The 14,174-nt window shown below is 61.5% G+C and carries 10 protein-coding genes and 3 pseudogenes; 5 read left to right on the top strand and 8 right to left on the bottom strand.

Annotation, left to right across the window (positions count from 1 at the left end; all coding sequences use genetic code 11):
* From GEU01_RS24635 to GEU01_RS16175, 3 genes and pseudogenes are all read left to right on the top strand, one after another.
* A pseudogene (locus GEU01_RS24635) lies at positions 1 to 364 on the top strand (transposase); the annotation flags it as partial.
* A gap of 97 nt (positions 365 to 461) precedes the next feature.
* Complete coding sequence (locus tag GEU01_RS16180; RefSeq protein WP_019086908.1) at positions 462 to 2,006, top strand: FAD-dependent oxidoreductase; 1,545 nt, start codon at positions 462 to 464, stop codon at positions 2,004 to 2,006.
* A gap of 84 nt (positions 2,007 to 2,090) precedes the next feature.
* Positions 2,091 to 2,579: a DUF3574 domain-containing protein gene (locus GEU01_RS16175; protein ID WP_019086907.1), complete on the top strand. Its 489-nt coding sequence runs from the start codon at positions 2,091 to 2,093 to the stop codon at positions 2,577 to 2,579.
* Between the two features lie 20 nt (positions 2,580 to 2,599).
* Here GEU01_RS16175 and GEU01_RS16170 read toward each other — a convergent pair whose 3' ends face one another.
* From GEU01_RS16170 to GEU01_RS16135, 7 genes and pseudogenes are all read right to left on the bottom strand, one after another.
* Positions 2,600 to 3,400: an SDR family NAD(P)-dependent oxidoreductase gene (locus GEU01_RS16170; RefSeq protein WP_026018806.1), complete on the bottom strand. Its 801-nt coding sequence runs from the start codon at positions 3,398 to 3,400 to the stop codon at positions 2,600 to 2,602.
* A 162-nt stretch (positions 3,401 to 3,562) separates the two neighbouring features.
* Complete coding sequence (locus tag GEU01_RS16165; RefSeq protein WP_232272584.1) at positions 3,563 to 4,306, bottom strand: CDP-diacylglycerol diphosphatase; 744 nt, start codon at positions 4,304 to 4,306, stop codon at positions 3,563 to 3,565.
* 12 nt (positions 4,307 to 4,318) lie between these two features.
* The gene (locus tag GEU01_RS16160; protein ID WP_019086904.1) at positions 4,319 to 5,806 is read right to left on the bottom strand and encodes a peptide MFS transporter; all 1,488 of its coding nucleotides are present in this window, start codon (positions 5,804 to 5,806) and stop codon (positions 4,319 to 4,321) included.
* A gap of 11 nt (positions 5,807 to 5,817) precedes the next feature.
* Positions 5,818 to 7,748, bottom strand: a pseudogene (locus tag GEU01_RS23015) (CocE/NonD family hydrolase).
* A 175-nt stretch (positions 7,749 to 7,923) separates the two neighbouring features.
* Positions 7,924 to 9,210, bottom strand: a complete 1,287-nt coding sequence (locus tag GEU01_RS16150; RefSeq protein ID WP_019086903.1) for an Hsp70 family protein — start codon at positions 9,208 to 9,210, stop codon at positions 7,924 to 7,926.
* Between the two features lie 69 nt (positions 9,211 to 9,279).
* Entirely contained in the window at positions 9,280 to 9,510 is a 231-nt protein-coding gene (locus tag GEU01_RS16145; protein WP_010510994.1) for a hypothetical protein, read from the bottom strand.
* Positions 9,511 to 9,884: 374 nt separating this feature from the next.
* The gene (locus tag GEU01_RS16135) at positions 9,885 to 10,208 is read right to left on the bottom strand and encodes a hypothetical protein (RefSeq protein WP_019086901.1); all 324 of its coding nucleotides are present in this window, start codon (positions 10,206 to 10,208) and stop codon (positions 9,885 to 9,887) included.
* A 369-nt stretch (positions 10,209 to 10,577) separates the two neighbouring features.
* Here GEU01_RS16135 and GEU01_RS16130 point away from each other — a divergent pair, with 369 nt between their 5' ends.
* Positions 10,578 to 11,363 carry a sulfite exporter TauE/SafE family protein gene (locus GEU01_RS16130; protein ID WP_026018805.1) on the top strand — a complete coding sequence of 262 codons (786 nt, stop codon included), beginning with the start codon at positions 10,578 to 10,580 and terminating at the stop codon, positions 11,361 to 11,363.
* Positions 11,364 to 11,454: 91 nt separating this feature from the next.
* Complete coding sequence (locus GEU01_RS16125; protein ID WP_019086899.1) at positions 11,455 to 13,449, top strand: M1 family metallopeptidase; 1,995 nt, start codon at positions 11,455 to 11,457, stop codon at positions 13,447 to 13,449.
* A 299-nt stretch (positions 13,450 to 13,748) separates the two neighbouring features.
* On the opposite strand, the pseudogene GEU01_RS16120 reads toward GEU01_RS16125, so the two are convergent.
* Positions 13,749 to 14,174: pseudogene (locus GEU01_RS16120) on the bottom strand (IS5-like element IS1031A family transposase); the annotation flags it as partial.

Below are 14,174 nucleotides of genomic sequence, written 5' to 3'. Positions count from 1 at the left end.
GATCTTTCTCCTCGTTCATGCCGCCGACATCCAGGACCGTGATGGGGCGGTTGATGTTCTGGCGGCAATACGCAGGCGCTTTCCCTGGCTGCGCCACATCTTTGCTGATGGCGGCTATGCTGGCAACAAATTGCGATCCGCGCTCGCCTCCATGGGAAAATGGACGGTCGAAATCATCAGGCGGTCCGATACGGCGAAGGGCTTTCAGATCTTGCCTCGCCGCTGGGTGGTTGAACGGACATTCGCCTGGCTGGGACGGTGCAGGCGGCTCGCCAAAGATTGGGAAAAGTCCATTGCTTCCTCAACCGCATGGACATTGATCGCCTCGATCCGCATGCTCACACGACGGACAGCAAGGCATTGTCAAGCTTGGAAAACTTTCGGATCGGGCTCTGATACCCATCTGCCGCGACGGTACGCGTCCCTGCTTCCGCCCGGCACCGGAATGCAGGAGACGCGCCATGCAGCAGGCGACCACACTTCCCGCCATCCGCAACCCTTCATCCCCCGGTCAGGACAGTCCATGGCATGATGTCATGCCACTGGCGGATCTGGCGGATGCCGCCCCACGCCGCATGCAGGTGAGCGGCCGGTCCTTTCTGGTCGTGCGGCAGGGGGAGCAGGTACGGGCTTTTGCCGCGACCTGCCCGCACAAGGGCGCACCGCTGGAACAGGGTACGCTATGCGCGGGCAAACTGGTCTGTCCTTGGCACAAGGCCGTTTTTGACCTGAATGACGGCAGCCTGATCGAACCACTGGCGCTGGATCCGTTGCCCCGTTATCCCACGCGACTGGTGGACGGACGGATCCAGATCCAGCCTGTTGCCCTGCCCCTGGCCGCACCTGTCCCGACTGGCGCCGACCAGGGCGTGGTGATTGTTGGCGCGGGTGCGGCTGGTGTCACAGCGGCCGTATCCCTGCGCGAATTCGGCTTTGCAGGCCGGATCACCCTGATTGGCGACGAGACAGCGCCACCTTATGACCGCACCGCCCTGACCAAGACGGTTCTGGCGGAAAAGGAGGAGGGCAACCGCGCACCTCCCCTGCGTCCGGCCGGTTTTTACGAGACCCATGGCATAGACCGGGTGGTGGCGCGGGTCACGGCGTTCGATCCCGCCAGCCGCACGGTGGAACTGTCGGATGGACGGAAACTGACTGGCGATCATGTCGTGCTGGCGCCCGGTGCTGCGCCACGCATGCTTGATGTGCCGGGCCATGACCTGCCCGACGTCTTCACGCTGCGCAGCCAGGCGGACGCGCAGGCGATACTGGCGACACGCAACATCACGGACCGGCACGTAGTGGTATGCGGCGGCAGTTTTATCGGGATGGAGGCCGCGGCATCCCTGAGCCAGGCCGGTGCGAAGGTCACGGTCGTATCCGCCACCGCCGTTCCGTTTGAAAAGGCGCTGGGCCATGAAATTGGCCTGCGCCTGCGCAGGCTGCATCAGGAAAAGGGGGGCACCTACATTGGCGGCCACCGCGTCACCGCCATTGCGGAACGGGGTGGCAAACGGCAGATCACGCTGGATAATGGCCGTATCCTGCTGGCCGATATGGTGGTGGTCGGTCTGGGGGTGCGTCCGGCCACCGGGTTCGTGCCCGCACTGGCCACGGCCCCCGATGGCGGCATTGACGTGGATGGCGCGATGCAGGCGGCCCCGCATGTCTATGCCGTGGGTGATATTGCGCGTTTTGTGCACCAGGGCCGGCGCATGCGGATCGAACACTGGCGCACGGCACAGATACACGGTCGCGTCGCGGCGCGAGCCATTATGAAACAGCCCGGCCGGTTTGAGGAAATCCCGTGGTTCTGGACCCTGCAGTTTGGCAGGAAGCTGGAATATGTCGGGTATCAGGAACCCTTTGACCGTGTCACCATCGACGGGGATCTAGACGCTTTCAATTTCATGGCCACCCAGTGGAATGGCGCACGCCGTGTGGGCGTGATTACCGCTGGCAGGCCACGGGAAACGGGGGAACTGGTATTGCGTCGCACGCTGTAACGCGCCGTTTCCCGCACTGGCTGGATGGCGCGGAACAGGCTACCCTGCCCCACAGCCTACAGTCTTGTGCGGGGGAAACAGGTAATGACGGCATCCATCACGCCGCAACGGTCATGCCGGCGTATCATTCCGGTTCTGGTGACGGTATTCAGCGTAATGGGAGGAAACCATCCCGGCATGTCGCGCGATCTGCCTGTCCCGACCGTGACGACTGATGCGACAGGATCGACCTGCGCGGCATTGCATGCACGGCCGGATGTGCAGATATCGCTTCTGTTCGGCCTGCGCCGCCCCCATGGTGGCCGCGTTACCAGGCGGGAATGGGACAGTTTCATGCGCGATACCCTGACCCCGCGCTTTCCTGCCGGACTGTCGGTATTACGGGCGGAAGGACAGTGGCAGGATCGCGAAAGCGGACGGATCGGGCATGAACCCGGACGGATCGTATGGATCGTGACCCCACCCGCCCCCGATCTGGCTGATCGGCTTGACGCCATCCGCCAGGCCTACCGCACCCGCTTCCAGCAGCAGGCCGTAGGCGTGGTCATGACGGCAGGCTGTGCCGCCTTCTGACGGCCTGCCGGGAAGACGCGTCAGATACCGCCGGAAATGGGCAGGTTGACCCCGGTCATATAGCTGGAATCATCACTGAGCAGGAACGCCACCACACCGGGAATTTCGTTGATGTTGCCATAACGGCGCATGGGAATGCTGCCGATCATCTGCTGCGCCACTTCCTTGGGGTCGGTGGAGAAATACTGGCTTCCAGCCTTTGCCTGCAGTTCCACCTGCCGGTCCCACATGAAACCCGGTCCCATAAAGGCGGGGCTTATGGCATTGACGCGGATGTTGTAGGGGGCAAGATCCTTCGCCGCGACTTCGGTCAGGCCAATGATGGCGAATTTGGATGCGCCATAGGCCGCCATGTTGGGCGGTCCCTGCACGCCCGCCATGCTGGCCGTATTGACGATACGGCCGAATTTGCGCGCAACCATGTGCCGCGACACATGCCTGAGCACATGGAACGCGCCAACCACGTTGATCTGCATGACACGGGCGAAATCCGCCTCCGGATAATCCTGCACCGGCGCGAAGGCCCCCTGATAGCCCGCATTGTTGAACAGGAAGTCGATCTGACCCAGTTCCGCCACCACGGTTTCGACCGTCTGGCGGACCTGTTCGCTGTCCGTCACGTCACAGGTATAGATGTTGATGCGCACTTCATGTTCAAGCAGCGAGGCGCGTGCCTGTTCCAGCTTGGCGGCATCGACATCCAGCAGCGCCAGATCGGCGCCCTGGCTGGCCAGACGGCCTGCCGTCGCAAGGCCGATATTACCCGCCGCACCTGTTACGACAGCCACTTTTCCTGAAAACGGATGGGGAACACCAGACATATATGTTTCCTTGATCACAAAGGGCCCGGATTGAAAAGAAAGGACAGCACGCCCGTCCTGCCCTGCCGGCACCGGACGTTGCAACGTCTTTGTGACCTAGCCGGTTCAATATGGTCCGGCTACAGGAAAATGTGAATGGGACCTGATCATGAAACCCCGCATTCAGGGTTGCGACTGGATCTGGCAGGTATGGTCCTGCAGTTCTTCCCCCGATGCACGGTCGCCATGCACAAGATCGACATGGTCATCAAGAATCACGAAACCCTGCCGTCCATCAGCCTGCCTGATACCCGCGATCACCAGCGTATGCCGTCCCATTTCCCGCGCGGGGTCGGCCATGTCCCGCGCCAGCAGCGCAAAAGGCCGCACGCCCGACAGGTCGGGCGTATCGACCAGACGGGCACGATAGGCATGGCCATACAGCGGCAGGGCAGCCCATCGCGCGCCCAGATGCGGCAGCGCATGCTGCAACGCCGCGCGGACATCGGGACGGATGCAGTCAACATGAATATGAAGCTGATTCTGGCTGCGCCCGTAGACCGAGTTTATGGCCAGGGACATGTCCTCCCCCGGCAGGGCGTGGGACAGCCTGCGGTTGACGCGCGCCGTCTGCCGCCAGGCATAGGCAACGTAATCCGGCGCATCCCCACGCATAATGGCGGGATCTTCCATGCCTGTAATGCGTCGTGTCGGGATCAGCAGGTACTGCCCCGTCCCGACACGGTCCTTCAGCACGGCATAACCGGCATGTGTATCGGTTTCCTCACACGGGTTGCCATCTGCATGCGCCACGCACTGTTCATGCACGATATGCCATAACGCATCGGGGGAATGCCCGCCCGCCACCAGGCGGGCACAGACCAGCACCCCCGCCAGCAGGCCCGCGCCCCACAGCATCCGTTTCATGCACAGGCCCCCTCAACCCGCCTGCTGGCGTTCCCACCGCCTGACCAGGGGCAGCAGCAGGGCAAAGACCAGTGTGGCAAGCGCCGCAAGGCCGGTCAGGGACCGGAACAGGTCACCGTAGATCCCCAATGTCCGCGCGGCGTCCATGCGGGTCGGATCGGGTACATCGACCGCCGCCATGTTGGCGACAAGGCTGCCGACATACATGGCGAACCCGATCAGCACATAATAACACCCCACCATGAAGGCGCTGATACGCGCGGGCACGTAACGGGCGATTGCCGCAAGGCCAAGGCCGCTGATCATCAGTTCCCCCAGTGAAAGTGGGCCATATCCCACCAGCATCACCCACGGCGAGACAAGGGGCGACGCCGACAGGGCCGCGCTGCCCCACCATATCAGGAACGACAGGGTCACACACCCGAAACCGATGATGAATTTGACCGCAATACCCATGTCGATATGCCGCCGCCCCAACGCACCATAGAGCGCGACCAGCAATGGCGTGCCCGCCATGATCCATAACGGGTTGAAACCCTGGAACTGCCCCGCCGAAAGTGAAAACAGGTGCACGCCCCCCAGCATGAAATCCTTGCCGACATTACGCAGGGCGAACAGGGTGAGCGATGTCACCATCTGCTGGTAGAAAATGAAATACAGCGCTACCTCGAACGTCAGCAGGTACATGATCTTCAGTCCCGGGCGCTCCGCCGCACCCGCACGCCTGTACACCATGACCCACGCAAGCAGGATCAGGATGCCGGACGCAACGACAAGTCCCCCCTGAATGGAGGTGGATGCAAAAACACGCGCCGCCAGTTCGACAGCAGCCCCCGTTCCCGCAATTACCGCCAGCACGCGCCACGCCGGCACGGGACGGAAATCAGGGTCCGTTCCGGTACGGGCCAGCCGCGCACGACGCAGGAAGTAACAGCCCGTACCCAGCCCGAGCCCCACGGCACAGGACACGAACGCCGCCCCCCAGCCATAGGCCTGCTGCAACCATGGTGTCAGGAACAGGGAAAATGTCGAACCGACATTGATCGCCATGTAATAGATCGTGAAGGCCACATCCAGCTTCTGGTCCTGCCCACGGTATATGATGGTCACCATGTTGCACGAATTGGGCTTGAACAGGCCGTTGCCGACCACGATCACCCCCATGGCGAGATAGAGCGCGCGCGCACTGCCCCCCGCTGTCCCCAGCAGCAGATACCCCAGGGCAAGGACAATGCCGCCGGCCACCATCGTCCGCCGCGATCCCGTGACCCGGTCGCCCAGCCACCCGCCCGCCACGGGTGCCGCATAGGTCAGGGCGGAAAAACTGCCCCACAACATGTTGGCCTGCGTATCGTGCAGGCCCAGTTTCTGGACCATGTACAGCAGCAGGATCGCCTGCATGCCGTAAAAGCCGAACCGTTCCCATGTTTCCATGGCCAGCACGACGCCAAACGCCGCGGAACGGTCCGCGCGGGACAGTGTGGCGTCGGGATCATGCATCCAGCCTGACCTCAGGGCAGTACGGGCAGCCAGACGGCGGAAGGATGGTCGGGGTCATGATAGATGTCCTGTGTCGCCGCGACATAATCCTGCGGGCGCGCCTGAAGGATGCTGGGCACGAATTTCTGCGGGTTGCGGTCATATAGCGGGAACAGGCTGGACTGGATCTGGACCATGATCCGGTGCCCCGGCTGAAAGACGTGGTTGATGACCGGCAGGGTGAAGCGGTAGCGCTCCACCTGACCGGGGGTAATGGCGGTCGGGTGCGCGAAGTCATGGCGGTACCGCCCACGGAAGATATCCATGGATACCGGCAGTTCATACCCCCCATTTCGGGGCGGTCGGCGGTGGTGGGCGGGTTGACGTCGATCACCTTCACCACCCAGTCCGCATCCGACCCGGTGGTGGCGGCATACAGGTCCGCCACCGGCACGCCACTGACCCGGACGGGCGTGGTCAGGACCGGGGTTTCATAGGTCAGGACATCGGGACGGCTTTCGGCCGATCGCTGGTCCTGCGCCAGCCATGTCTTCCAGCGGTCCCCATCGGTTACAAAGGAAAAGGGCCGGGCCAGGAACGGTACCGGATGCTGCGGGTCGGACACATAACGGTCCGATGCCTGCGCACCCTGTCCGGGCTTATGGGTGGACAGTCCGTGATCCGCCTGCACGAACAGGGGCTGGAGCGGATGCGCGCACTGCCCGTCACAGGCCTGCGGCCAGTGGTCGATGTAATCCCACCGGTTCTGCCCGGTATTGTAGAGGATGGCCTGCGGCAGGTGGACCGCCGGCGCGTTGGCGCGCAAATACTGGTCAAAGAACGGGCGCAGCACGTCGTGGCGGAACTGCGACGCCGTATCGCCATTCCAGTGCAATGGCCCCAGGGATGAGCCATCGTAATTGACCTGGCTATGCCGCCACGGCCCCATGACCATGACATTGGGGACCGTGGGATGGGTGGCCTGCACCGCCTGCCATGCATGGATCGCGCCCCACATGTCTTCCTGGTCCCACAGCCCATCCACCCATAATGTCGGGATGGTCAGCCTGTGGCGCGCCAGAAGCTGATCAAGGGCCTGCTGCTGCCAGAACGCATCGTAATCCGGGTGGGCCAGCATACGCTGCCACCATGGGAACTGATCCAGACCCGCATCATGCGCGAACTGTTCCGCCGACCCGGCGGACAGGAAATTGCTGTAATCGTCCTGACCCACACGCGGGATGGTATGGCCTTCGCCGCGTTCGGTCATCTGTTCGGGAAAATAATCAAGGCCGCCCTGGCGGAACGCACCGTAATGGTACCAGTCATCGCCCATCCAGCCATCGACCATGGGGCTTTCAGGGGCAGTGACCTTCAGCGCGGGATGCGGGTCCAGCAGGGCCATGACCACCGTGAACCCTTCATAGGACGAGCCGAGCATCCCCACCCGCCCGTTTCCCTGCGGCACGTTATGGACCAGCCATTCAATGGTGTCCCATGCATCCGTCGTCTCGTCCGTGCGGGTCGGGTTCAGCGGGCCACGCGGGGGACGGGTCATGACATAGTCCCCTTCCGATCCGTATTTGCCGCGGATGTCCTGAAATACGCGGATATAGCCTGCCTCGACAAACGCATCATCACCCTGCGGCAGGATGGAACGGATATCGGGCGCATCCGTAATGCGGTTCACCCGTTCGGACGCATGGTAGGGCGTGCGGGTCAGCAGCAGGGGCGCGTTCGTGGCGTCACGCGGAATGACAATGACCGTATGCAGCTTCACCCCATCGCGCATCGGGATCATGACATCGCGCTTGATGTAATTGCGCGCGCTGGTGGGAAAGGTCACATGGGCGGGGATGTCGCTGCCGGTCTGCACGCTCAGCGCGGACGGATCGGCCGCCTGCGGGGCAGCCCCCGCGTCCCGTGCCGCATGGGCCTGTCCCGCCGGTGCGCCCGACGCCATGGTGGCGAGCATGATCGCAAGGGAAGGTACATGCCGCCAGGAAAGTCGTTTCACGTCAATTCCACTCCACTACCGCCAAGCGCGGTCCTGTTTGTTACCGGTTGATAACAATAAGTGAGGGCGGAAACAGTTGTAAACACACACAATGACGGGAATACGCGGCAGGCGGCTGCCATCAGGCATTCATCAGGGCCAGCCCCTCCGCGACCGAGACGAATTCATTGCCCATGTCCACGCGCTCCGCCCCGAAACGCCGGTTGAACAGGTCACGCACGGCGGGCACGAACGATGTGCCCCCCGTCAGGAAGACGCGGTCAATGGCCGTGGCGGGCAGTTCCGCCCGTTCCAGCGCCAGCCCCACGGCATCATCAAACTGCTTCAGGTCGGGTGCGATCCAGCCTTCGAATTCAGCACGCGTGATTTCCCGGTTTATATGCACGTCACGGTGGTCATAGCGCAGGACCGTGCGCCCGGCGGTGGACAGGTCCCGTTTCGCCGCCCCCACCGCGCGATACAGCGCCTGCCCCTGCTGTTCATCAATGATGCGCATCAGGGCATGGAGCCTGTCGGGTTCGGACGCGGTGCGGGCGACATCGGCGATGTTACGCAGGGTCTGGGGGGTGCGCATCAGCGCCAGGCGGTGCCAGCGCCCAAGGCTTGCATACCATTCGGCCGGAACCGGCAGCGGCTGCCCGCCCATGACGCGATAGGTGGCATGGCGGCCCAGTTCGGGTGCAATGACATTGTCGATAATACGGTAATCGAACTGGTCGCCCGCAATGCCGACACCGGCATATCCCAGCGGGGTGGCGTTGCGCAGGTTGGCCGGGTCAAAGCGCAGGATGGAAAAGTCACTCGTGCCGCCGCCAAAATCTCCCACCAGCACGGTCGCGGGCGCATCCAGCCGCCGGGCGAAATGCCAGCCCGCGGCCTCGGGTTCCAGCGCCACGTCGACATGATGGAAGCCCGCCGCACGGAAGCTGTCACGCAGGCGCTGTTCACCCAGCGCATCATCGGGCCGTTCACCCGCGAAATGCACGGGGCGGCCCACCGTTGCGGTGACATCGGCCGGGTCAACGTCGATCGTGCGCATGAGGCATGCCAGGAAACTGGCGATCAGCATTTCCAGCGTCATGACCTGTCCCATAAGCCGGGTCTGGCGGAAAGACGCCTGCGCCAGATAGGATTTCATGGACATGATCAGCCGACTGTCCGCCGGGTCTTCCAGATAGGCATCGATCGCCGCCGCCCCGATCGCCTCCTGCAGGGATGACCGCCCCGGCATGCCTTCCTCACGCCACAGGCACAGCAGCGACCGGCATGTTTCGGATGGGGGATGATGGGGAAAGGAAAAACGCGCGGGCGTGGGCCGCCCCTGCGCATCCAGCACGACCACGACGGTATTGGTCGTGCCGAAATCTATACCGAGCCGCACGCTCCGGTTGGATCCGATGGAAGACATACCGTCTCAATAGGCATGTGCCTGCTGCATGTCCATCCATCCGGTCCTGTTTTGCACGCCGTGCCCGGTTCAGGAACCGGACGGACGGCCCGTAATGAGCCACAGCATGAGTGCCGGCAGGAAAAAATACAGCCCCGTGGCCGCCACCAGCCATGGCATGAGGAACACCACATCCGTATGCAGCACGAAACGGCAGACCAGGTTCGCTATTCCCAGCATCGCGACGACACACGCGAAGGCGCCCGCGTTCATCAGCAATGTCCGGTCTCCGTTCATCTGCCGGAGTTTCTGTTCCATCATGTGACCTCGCCTTTTCACCACCCGTAAGCCATGTCCCGCGCATGGGAATGCCTGCCTGCTGTACCCCAGGACCGGCCGTGTTGGAAGCCACCCGCCACGTCGGGGCGCCGTCCGCAGCCACGGGCCGTAACGGGGCGGGGTCGTGGGCACCAGTATTTTCCTTTTTCTGCATGTTGTTTAGTGCTGATCAATAACGACAGAAGGAAACTGTCTTGCATGGCGCGTTTTCCCGTCCGTCGCACCCGTCATATCCGCTACGGTGCATCATACGCGACGCGTCCGGCGGCAGGACGACCTTCAGGGGCAGATCGCCAGAGCGGGCATGCAGATGCTGCATGTATTCTTGCACGGTGGCACAGCGGGGCATTGCATTTTCAACGCAGCGTATCCGGCATTCCCCAGCGGTACGTCCTGCCCCTGCATGGAGCATGGAGCCAGGCGCACATCACCGTACGGACACGGTCCGTGACTGGCCCTTCGTCCTCCTCATCGGGTTCCAGCGGTTCGACCAGCGTGTCCTTGTCAGGGTCGATGGGTTCGTCCTCATCATAATCGGGAAAATGTTTTTCCGGCCGGTCCAGTGGTTCCTTCTCATCTGGTTCACCATGATCGGGATCATCCACGGGTGGCGGCATGTTTGCGGGCGGGCGCGCCGGAACGGAATTCCACGGGGACGCCATTATCTGTCTGCTGAACATGGCATGTTTTCCTGAATGGTTCCCCATGCAACGGGCATGATGAAGGCAGGTTGCGGCGACACGGAAGACATTTTCCGGCAGGATTATCCAACCGGCCTCCGCAAATTATCTCCCCTTTGCCGCATAACAGGGATTTTGCGTATTTTTTCGGGTTATATGCAAAAATATGGCCGCTCCATATCACCAAACCGGCTTGTGCTTCATGGAAATTACACATAAACAATTGCAACTACCCGACATAAATCACTTAATTTTTTAGTATAATTTAGATGCAAAACGAGCAGGAACGGATAGACAGGCGCCCCCGACGCGGCGGCCGGACTGCATATACCCCAGACCCGCAACCATTGGACCATGAAGCCCCCCATCATGCATCTGACTGAATCGATCAACCTGCTTTATGTGCTGTCTGGCCTCGGGGTCGGCTTTCTTGTTGGCATGACCGGCGTTGGGGGCGGGTCACTCATGACCCCGCTGCTCATATTGCTGTTCAAAGTCCATCCACAGTCTGCCGTGGGCACGGACCTGCTGTATGCGGCCCTGACCAAGACGGTGGGCACATTGGTGCATGGCCGTAGCCAGTCGGTGGAATGGTGCGTGGTGGGGCGGCTGGCGCTGGGCAGCATACCCGCCACCCTGCTTACGATCGCAGCCCTGCACTGGGCGGGCAGTCCGTCGGCGCAGGTGACACATGTGATTTCGGTGGCGCTGGGCATAGCGCTGCTGATCACGGCCCCCAGTGTGCTGTTCCGCCACCGCCTGCAGATGCTGTCGCGACAGAAGGCCGGCAGCGTTTCCCCCGCCATGACCGGCCAGTTGACCACGTTGCTGGGTGCGGTGCTGGGTGTCATGGTCACGCTGTCTTCGGTCGGTGCGGGGGCCATTGGCATGGCGGCGCTGATCTTTCTGTATCCCACGCTGGAAATCCGCCGGCTGGTGGGCTCCGACATTGCCCATGCCGTGCCCCTTACGGCCATCGCGGGCATGGGGCACTGGTGGATCGGGGATATTGATATCCCGCTGCTGACTTCGCTGCTGTGCGGATCCATTCCGGGCATCATACTGGGCAGCCTGTGCATCGGGCTTGTTCCCGACCGGGTGCAGCGCATTATACTGGCCGCGATCCTTGTTACAGTTGGCCTGAAGGTTATCTGAGGGCCTGCGCCACGCATGGTGCCCCCAGCACCTTGCGCTTCGGGCACCATCCATTACCCTACCGCAACCATAACAGGCGGAAGGCAGGGTAATGGCATACGGAAAGCTGGCGATCATCCTGACCTGTGCAGGGTGCTGTGCGGTCATCGGGGCGCAGGCGGCCCCTGCGCCGGCCGCAACGGACATGCGACAGGTCTTCGCCCCGCTGTCCCTGCCTGACGCGCCCAACCGCTACAATTCGGGTTCCGGCCTGCCGGGGCCGGATTACTGGCAGAACCGGGCAGATTACATGATCCATGCCCGTATCGATACATCCACCCATGTCCTGTCGGGTGAGGAAACGCTGACCTACACCAATAACAGCCCCGACAGCCTTGATACGCTGTGGCTGCAACTGGACCAGAACATCTATCGGCCCCATTCCCGCGCGGGCTTCGCCAATCCCGAACGCCATCCCCATACGACAGAGAGCATGGTGATCGATTCCGTCGCCATCATGCGCCACGGGCACGAAATCCCACTGCCGCCGCGCATATCCGATACCCGCATGCAGCTTGTCCTGCCTGATATGGCGTTAACACATGGACAGAAGGTCCGGATCCGCATCCGCTGGCATTACACTGTTCCCGGCCCATGGGGCGGCCGCACGGCGGTGACACCCGCCCGGGATGGCGAAATGTACGAAATCGCGCAGTGGTATCCCCGCATGTGCGTTTATGACAGTCATCGGGGATGGGACACGCTGCCCTATCTGGGGCAGGAGTTCTATCTGGAATACGGCGATTTTGATTACAGCGTCACGGTGCCGTGGAATTTCACGGTGGTCGGTTCCGGCGCGCTGCTCAACCCGGGTGACGTCCTGACCCGGACCGAACGCGCCCGTCTGGCGCAGGCAGCCCGCAGCGACCGGACCGTCATGATCCGCACGGCGCACGACGTGACGGACCCGACAAGCCATGCGGCCCGCACGGGGGAAAAGACATGGCGTTTCCATATGGAAAATACGCGTGATGTCTCCTTTGCCGCCTCCCCTGCCTTTTTGTGGGATGCGGCGCGCATTGACCTGCCCCCCGTGCATCCGGCACCGGGCAGGAAGCCCGTGCCACGTCTGGCCATCTCGGTTTACCCGCGTGAAGGCAGCGGGCCGCAGGCGTGGGACCGTTCCACCGAATATGTCAAGCATGCCATTGAATACTTTTCCAACCAGTGGTTCCCCTATCCTTGGCCCAATGCCGTCAATGTGGGGGGCCACGGGGCGGGCATGGAATATCCCGGCATTGTCTTTGACGGATGGGAAGACCAGAACGATACGCTGTTCTGGATCACCACGCATGAACTGGGCCATGACTGGTTCCCGATGATCGTGGGCAGTAATGAACGGCGTGACGCATTCATGGATGAAGGATTCAATACCTTCATCGACGCCTATGCTTCCCGGCATTTCAACCATGGGGAATACGCGCCCAAGCATGACGCGGAATTTGCGCCCCTGACCGGCAGGCCCGCCGACGACATCATTGCGGTGCTGAAAGACCCGAAGGCACCGCCCCTTATGACACCTGCGGAACTGGTGCCAGAAGAATACCGGCATCCGGTCACGTATTTCAAAAGCGCGTACGGGTTGATGCTGCTGCGCGAACAGATACTGGGGCCGGAACGGTTTGATACCGCCTTCCGCCGTTATATCCAGGCATGGGCATACCATCACCCGACCCCGTCGGATTTCTTCCGGCTGATGGAAAGTGAAGCCGGGGAAGATCTGGGCTGGTTCTGGCGTGGCTGGTATTTTGAAAACGACTGGCCGGATTACGGTATATCCGGCCTGTCCCATGTCAATAATGATGCCCGCCAGGGTACACAGGTCCGTATACGCACGAAGGGCAGGCTCATGCTGCCTGTCACATTACGGCTGGAATATGTTGACGGCACGCATCTCGATCAGGTCATCCCGACGGAAAGCTGGCACCTGACCAATACCGTGACTGCGACCTTCCCCGGCGGTCCGGCTGTCGACAGGGTCATCCTTGATCCCGACCATATCCTGCCCGACCCGGACCGCAGCGATAACATACGCCGTCTGAAATAAGACGGCGCATGACCAGACGGGCACGATGATACAACATTCTGCTGACCGAATATTTGTTTCCCGACCGGCTTATTGCACGCGCCACAAACATGACATGGCCAGACGGTAATTAGAGACTGTTTGAAAACAAATCATTGATAAAAAATAATAACAGCTTTTTGGTTGCCACCTTTTTTTTCAAAACGGCGGCATTCTTCGAAGCTTTAAAAAAAAGCTTCACCAAAAACTTCTTTATGATTGCTGAATGTTTCCCGGGCTAACTTTTCAAACAGGCTCTTACAGCCCGATCCGAAAGTTTTTCAAGTTTGACAATGCCTTGCTGTCCGTCGTGTGAGCATGCGGATCGAGGCGATCAATGTCCATGCGGTTGAGGACGCAATGGATTGTTCCCAATCTTTGGCGAGCCGCCTGCACCGTCCCAGCCAGGCGAATGTCCGTTCAACCACCCAGCGGCGCGGCAGGATCTGAAAGCCTTTCACCGTATCGGACCGCCTGATGATTTCGACCGTCCATTTTCCCATGGAGGCGAGCGCGGATCGCAATTTCTCGCCAGCATAGCCGCCATCAGCGAAGATGTGGCGCAGCCAGGGAAAGCGCCTGCGTATTGCCGCCAGGACATCAACGGCCCCATCACGATCCTGGATATCGGCGGCATGAACGAGGAGAAAGATCAGGAAGCCGCAGGTATCAGTCACGATATGGCGCTTGCGGCCCTTGACCTTCTT

Source organism: Komagataeibacter europaeus LMG 18890 (assembly GCF_000285295.1).
Classification (GTDB): Bacteria; Pseudomonadota; Alphaproteobacteria; order Acetobacterales; family Acetobacteraceae; genus Komagataeibacter; species Komagataeibacter europaeus.
This window is presented reverse-complemented; position numbering and strand designations above follow the sequence as displayed.

What these genes read in the sequence shown, in the direction of transcription:
- GEU01_RS16145 (WP_010510994.1), bottom strand. Translation starts at nt 9,510, where the DNA reads ATGATGGAACAGAAACTCCGGCAGATGAACGGAGACCGGACATTGCTG.
- GEU01_RS16150 (WP_019086903.1), bottom strand. Translation starts at nt 9,210, where the DNA reads ATGTCTTCCATCGGATCCAACCGGAGCGTGCGGCTCGGTATAGATTTC.
- GEU01_RS16175 (WP_019086907.1), top strand. Translation starts at nt 2,091, where the DNA reads ATGACGGCATCCATCACGCCGCAACGGTCATGCCGGCGTATCATTCCG.
- GEU01_RS16130 (WP_026018805.1), top strand. Translation starts at nt 10,578, where the DNA reads ATGCATCTGACTGAATCGATCAACCTGCTTTATGTGCTGTCTGGCCTC.
- GEU01_RS16170 (WP_026018806.1), bottom strand. Translation starts at nt 3,400, where the DNA reads ATGTCTGGTGTTCCCCATCCGTTTTCAGGAAAAGTGGCTGTCGTAACA.
- GEU01_RS16125 (WP_019086899.1), top strand. Translation starts at nt 11,455, where the DNA reads ATGGCATACGGAAAGCTGGCGATCATCCTGACCTGTGCAGGGTGCTGT.
- GEU01_RS16180 (WP_019086908.1), top strand. Translation starts at nt 462, where the DNA reads ATGCAGCAGGCGACCACACTTCCCGCCATCCGCAACCCTTCATCCCCC.
- GEU01_RS16160 (WP_019086904.1), bottom strand. Translation starts at nt 5,806, where the DNA reads ATGCATGATCCCGACGCCACACTGTCCCGCGCGGACCGTTCCGCGGCG.
- GEU01_RS16135 (WP_019086901.1), bottom strand. Translation starts at nt 10,208, where the DNA reads ATGTTCAGCAGACAGATAATGGCGTCCCCGTGGAATTCCGTTCCGGCG.
- GEU01_RS16165 (WP_232272584.1), bottom strand. Translation starts at nt 4,306, where the DNA reads ATGAAACGGATGCTGTGGGGCGCGGGCCTGCTGGCGGGGGTGCTGGTC.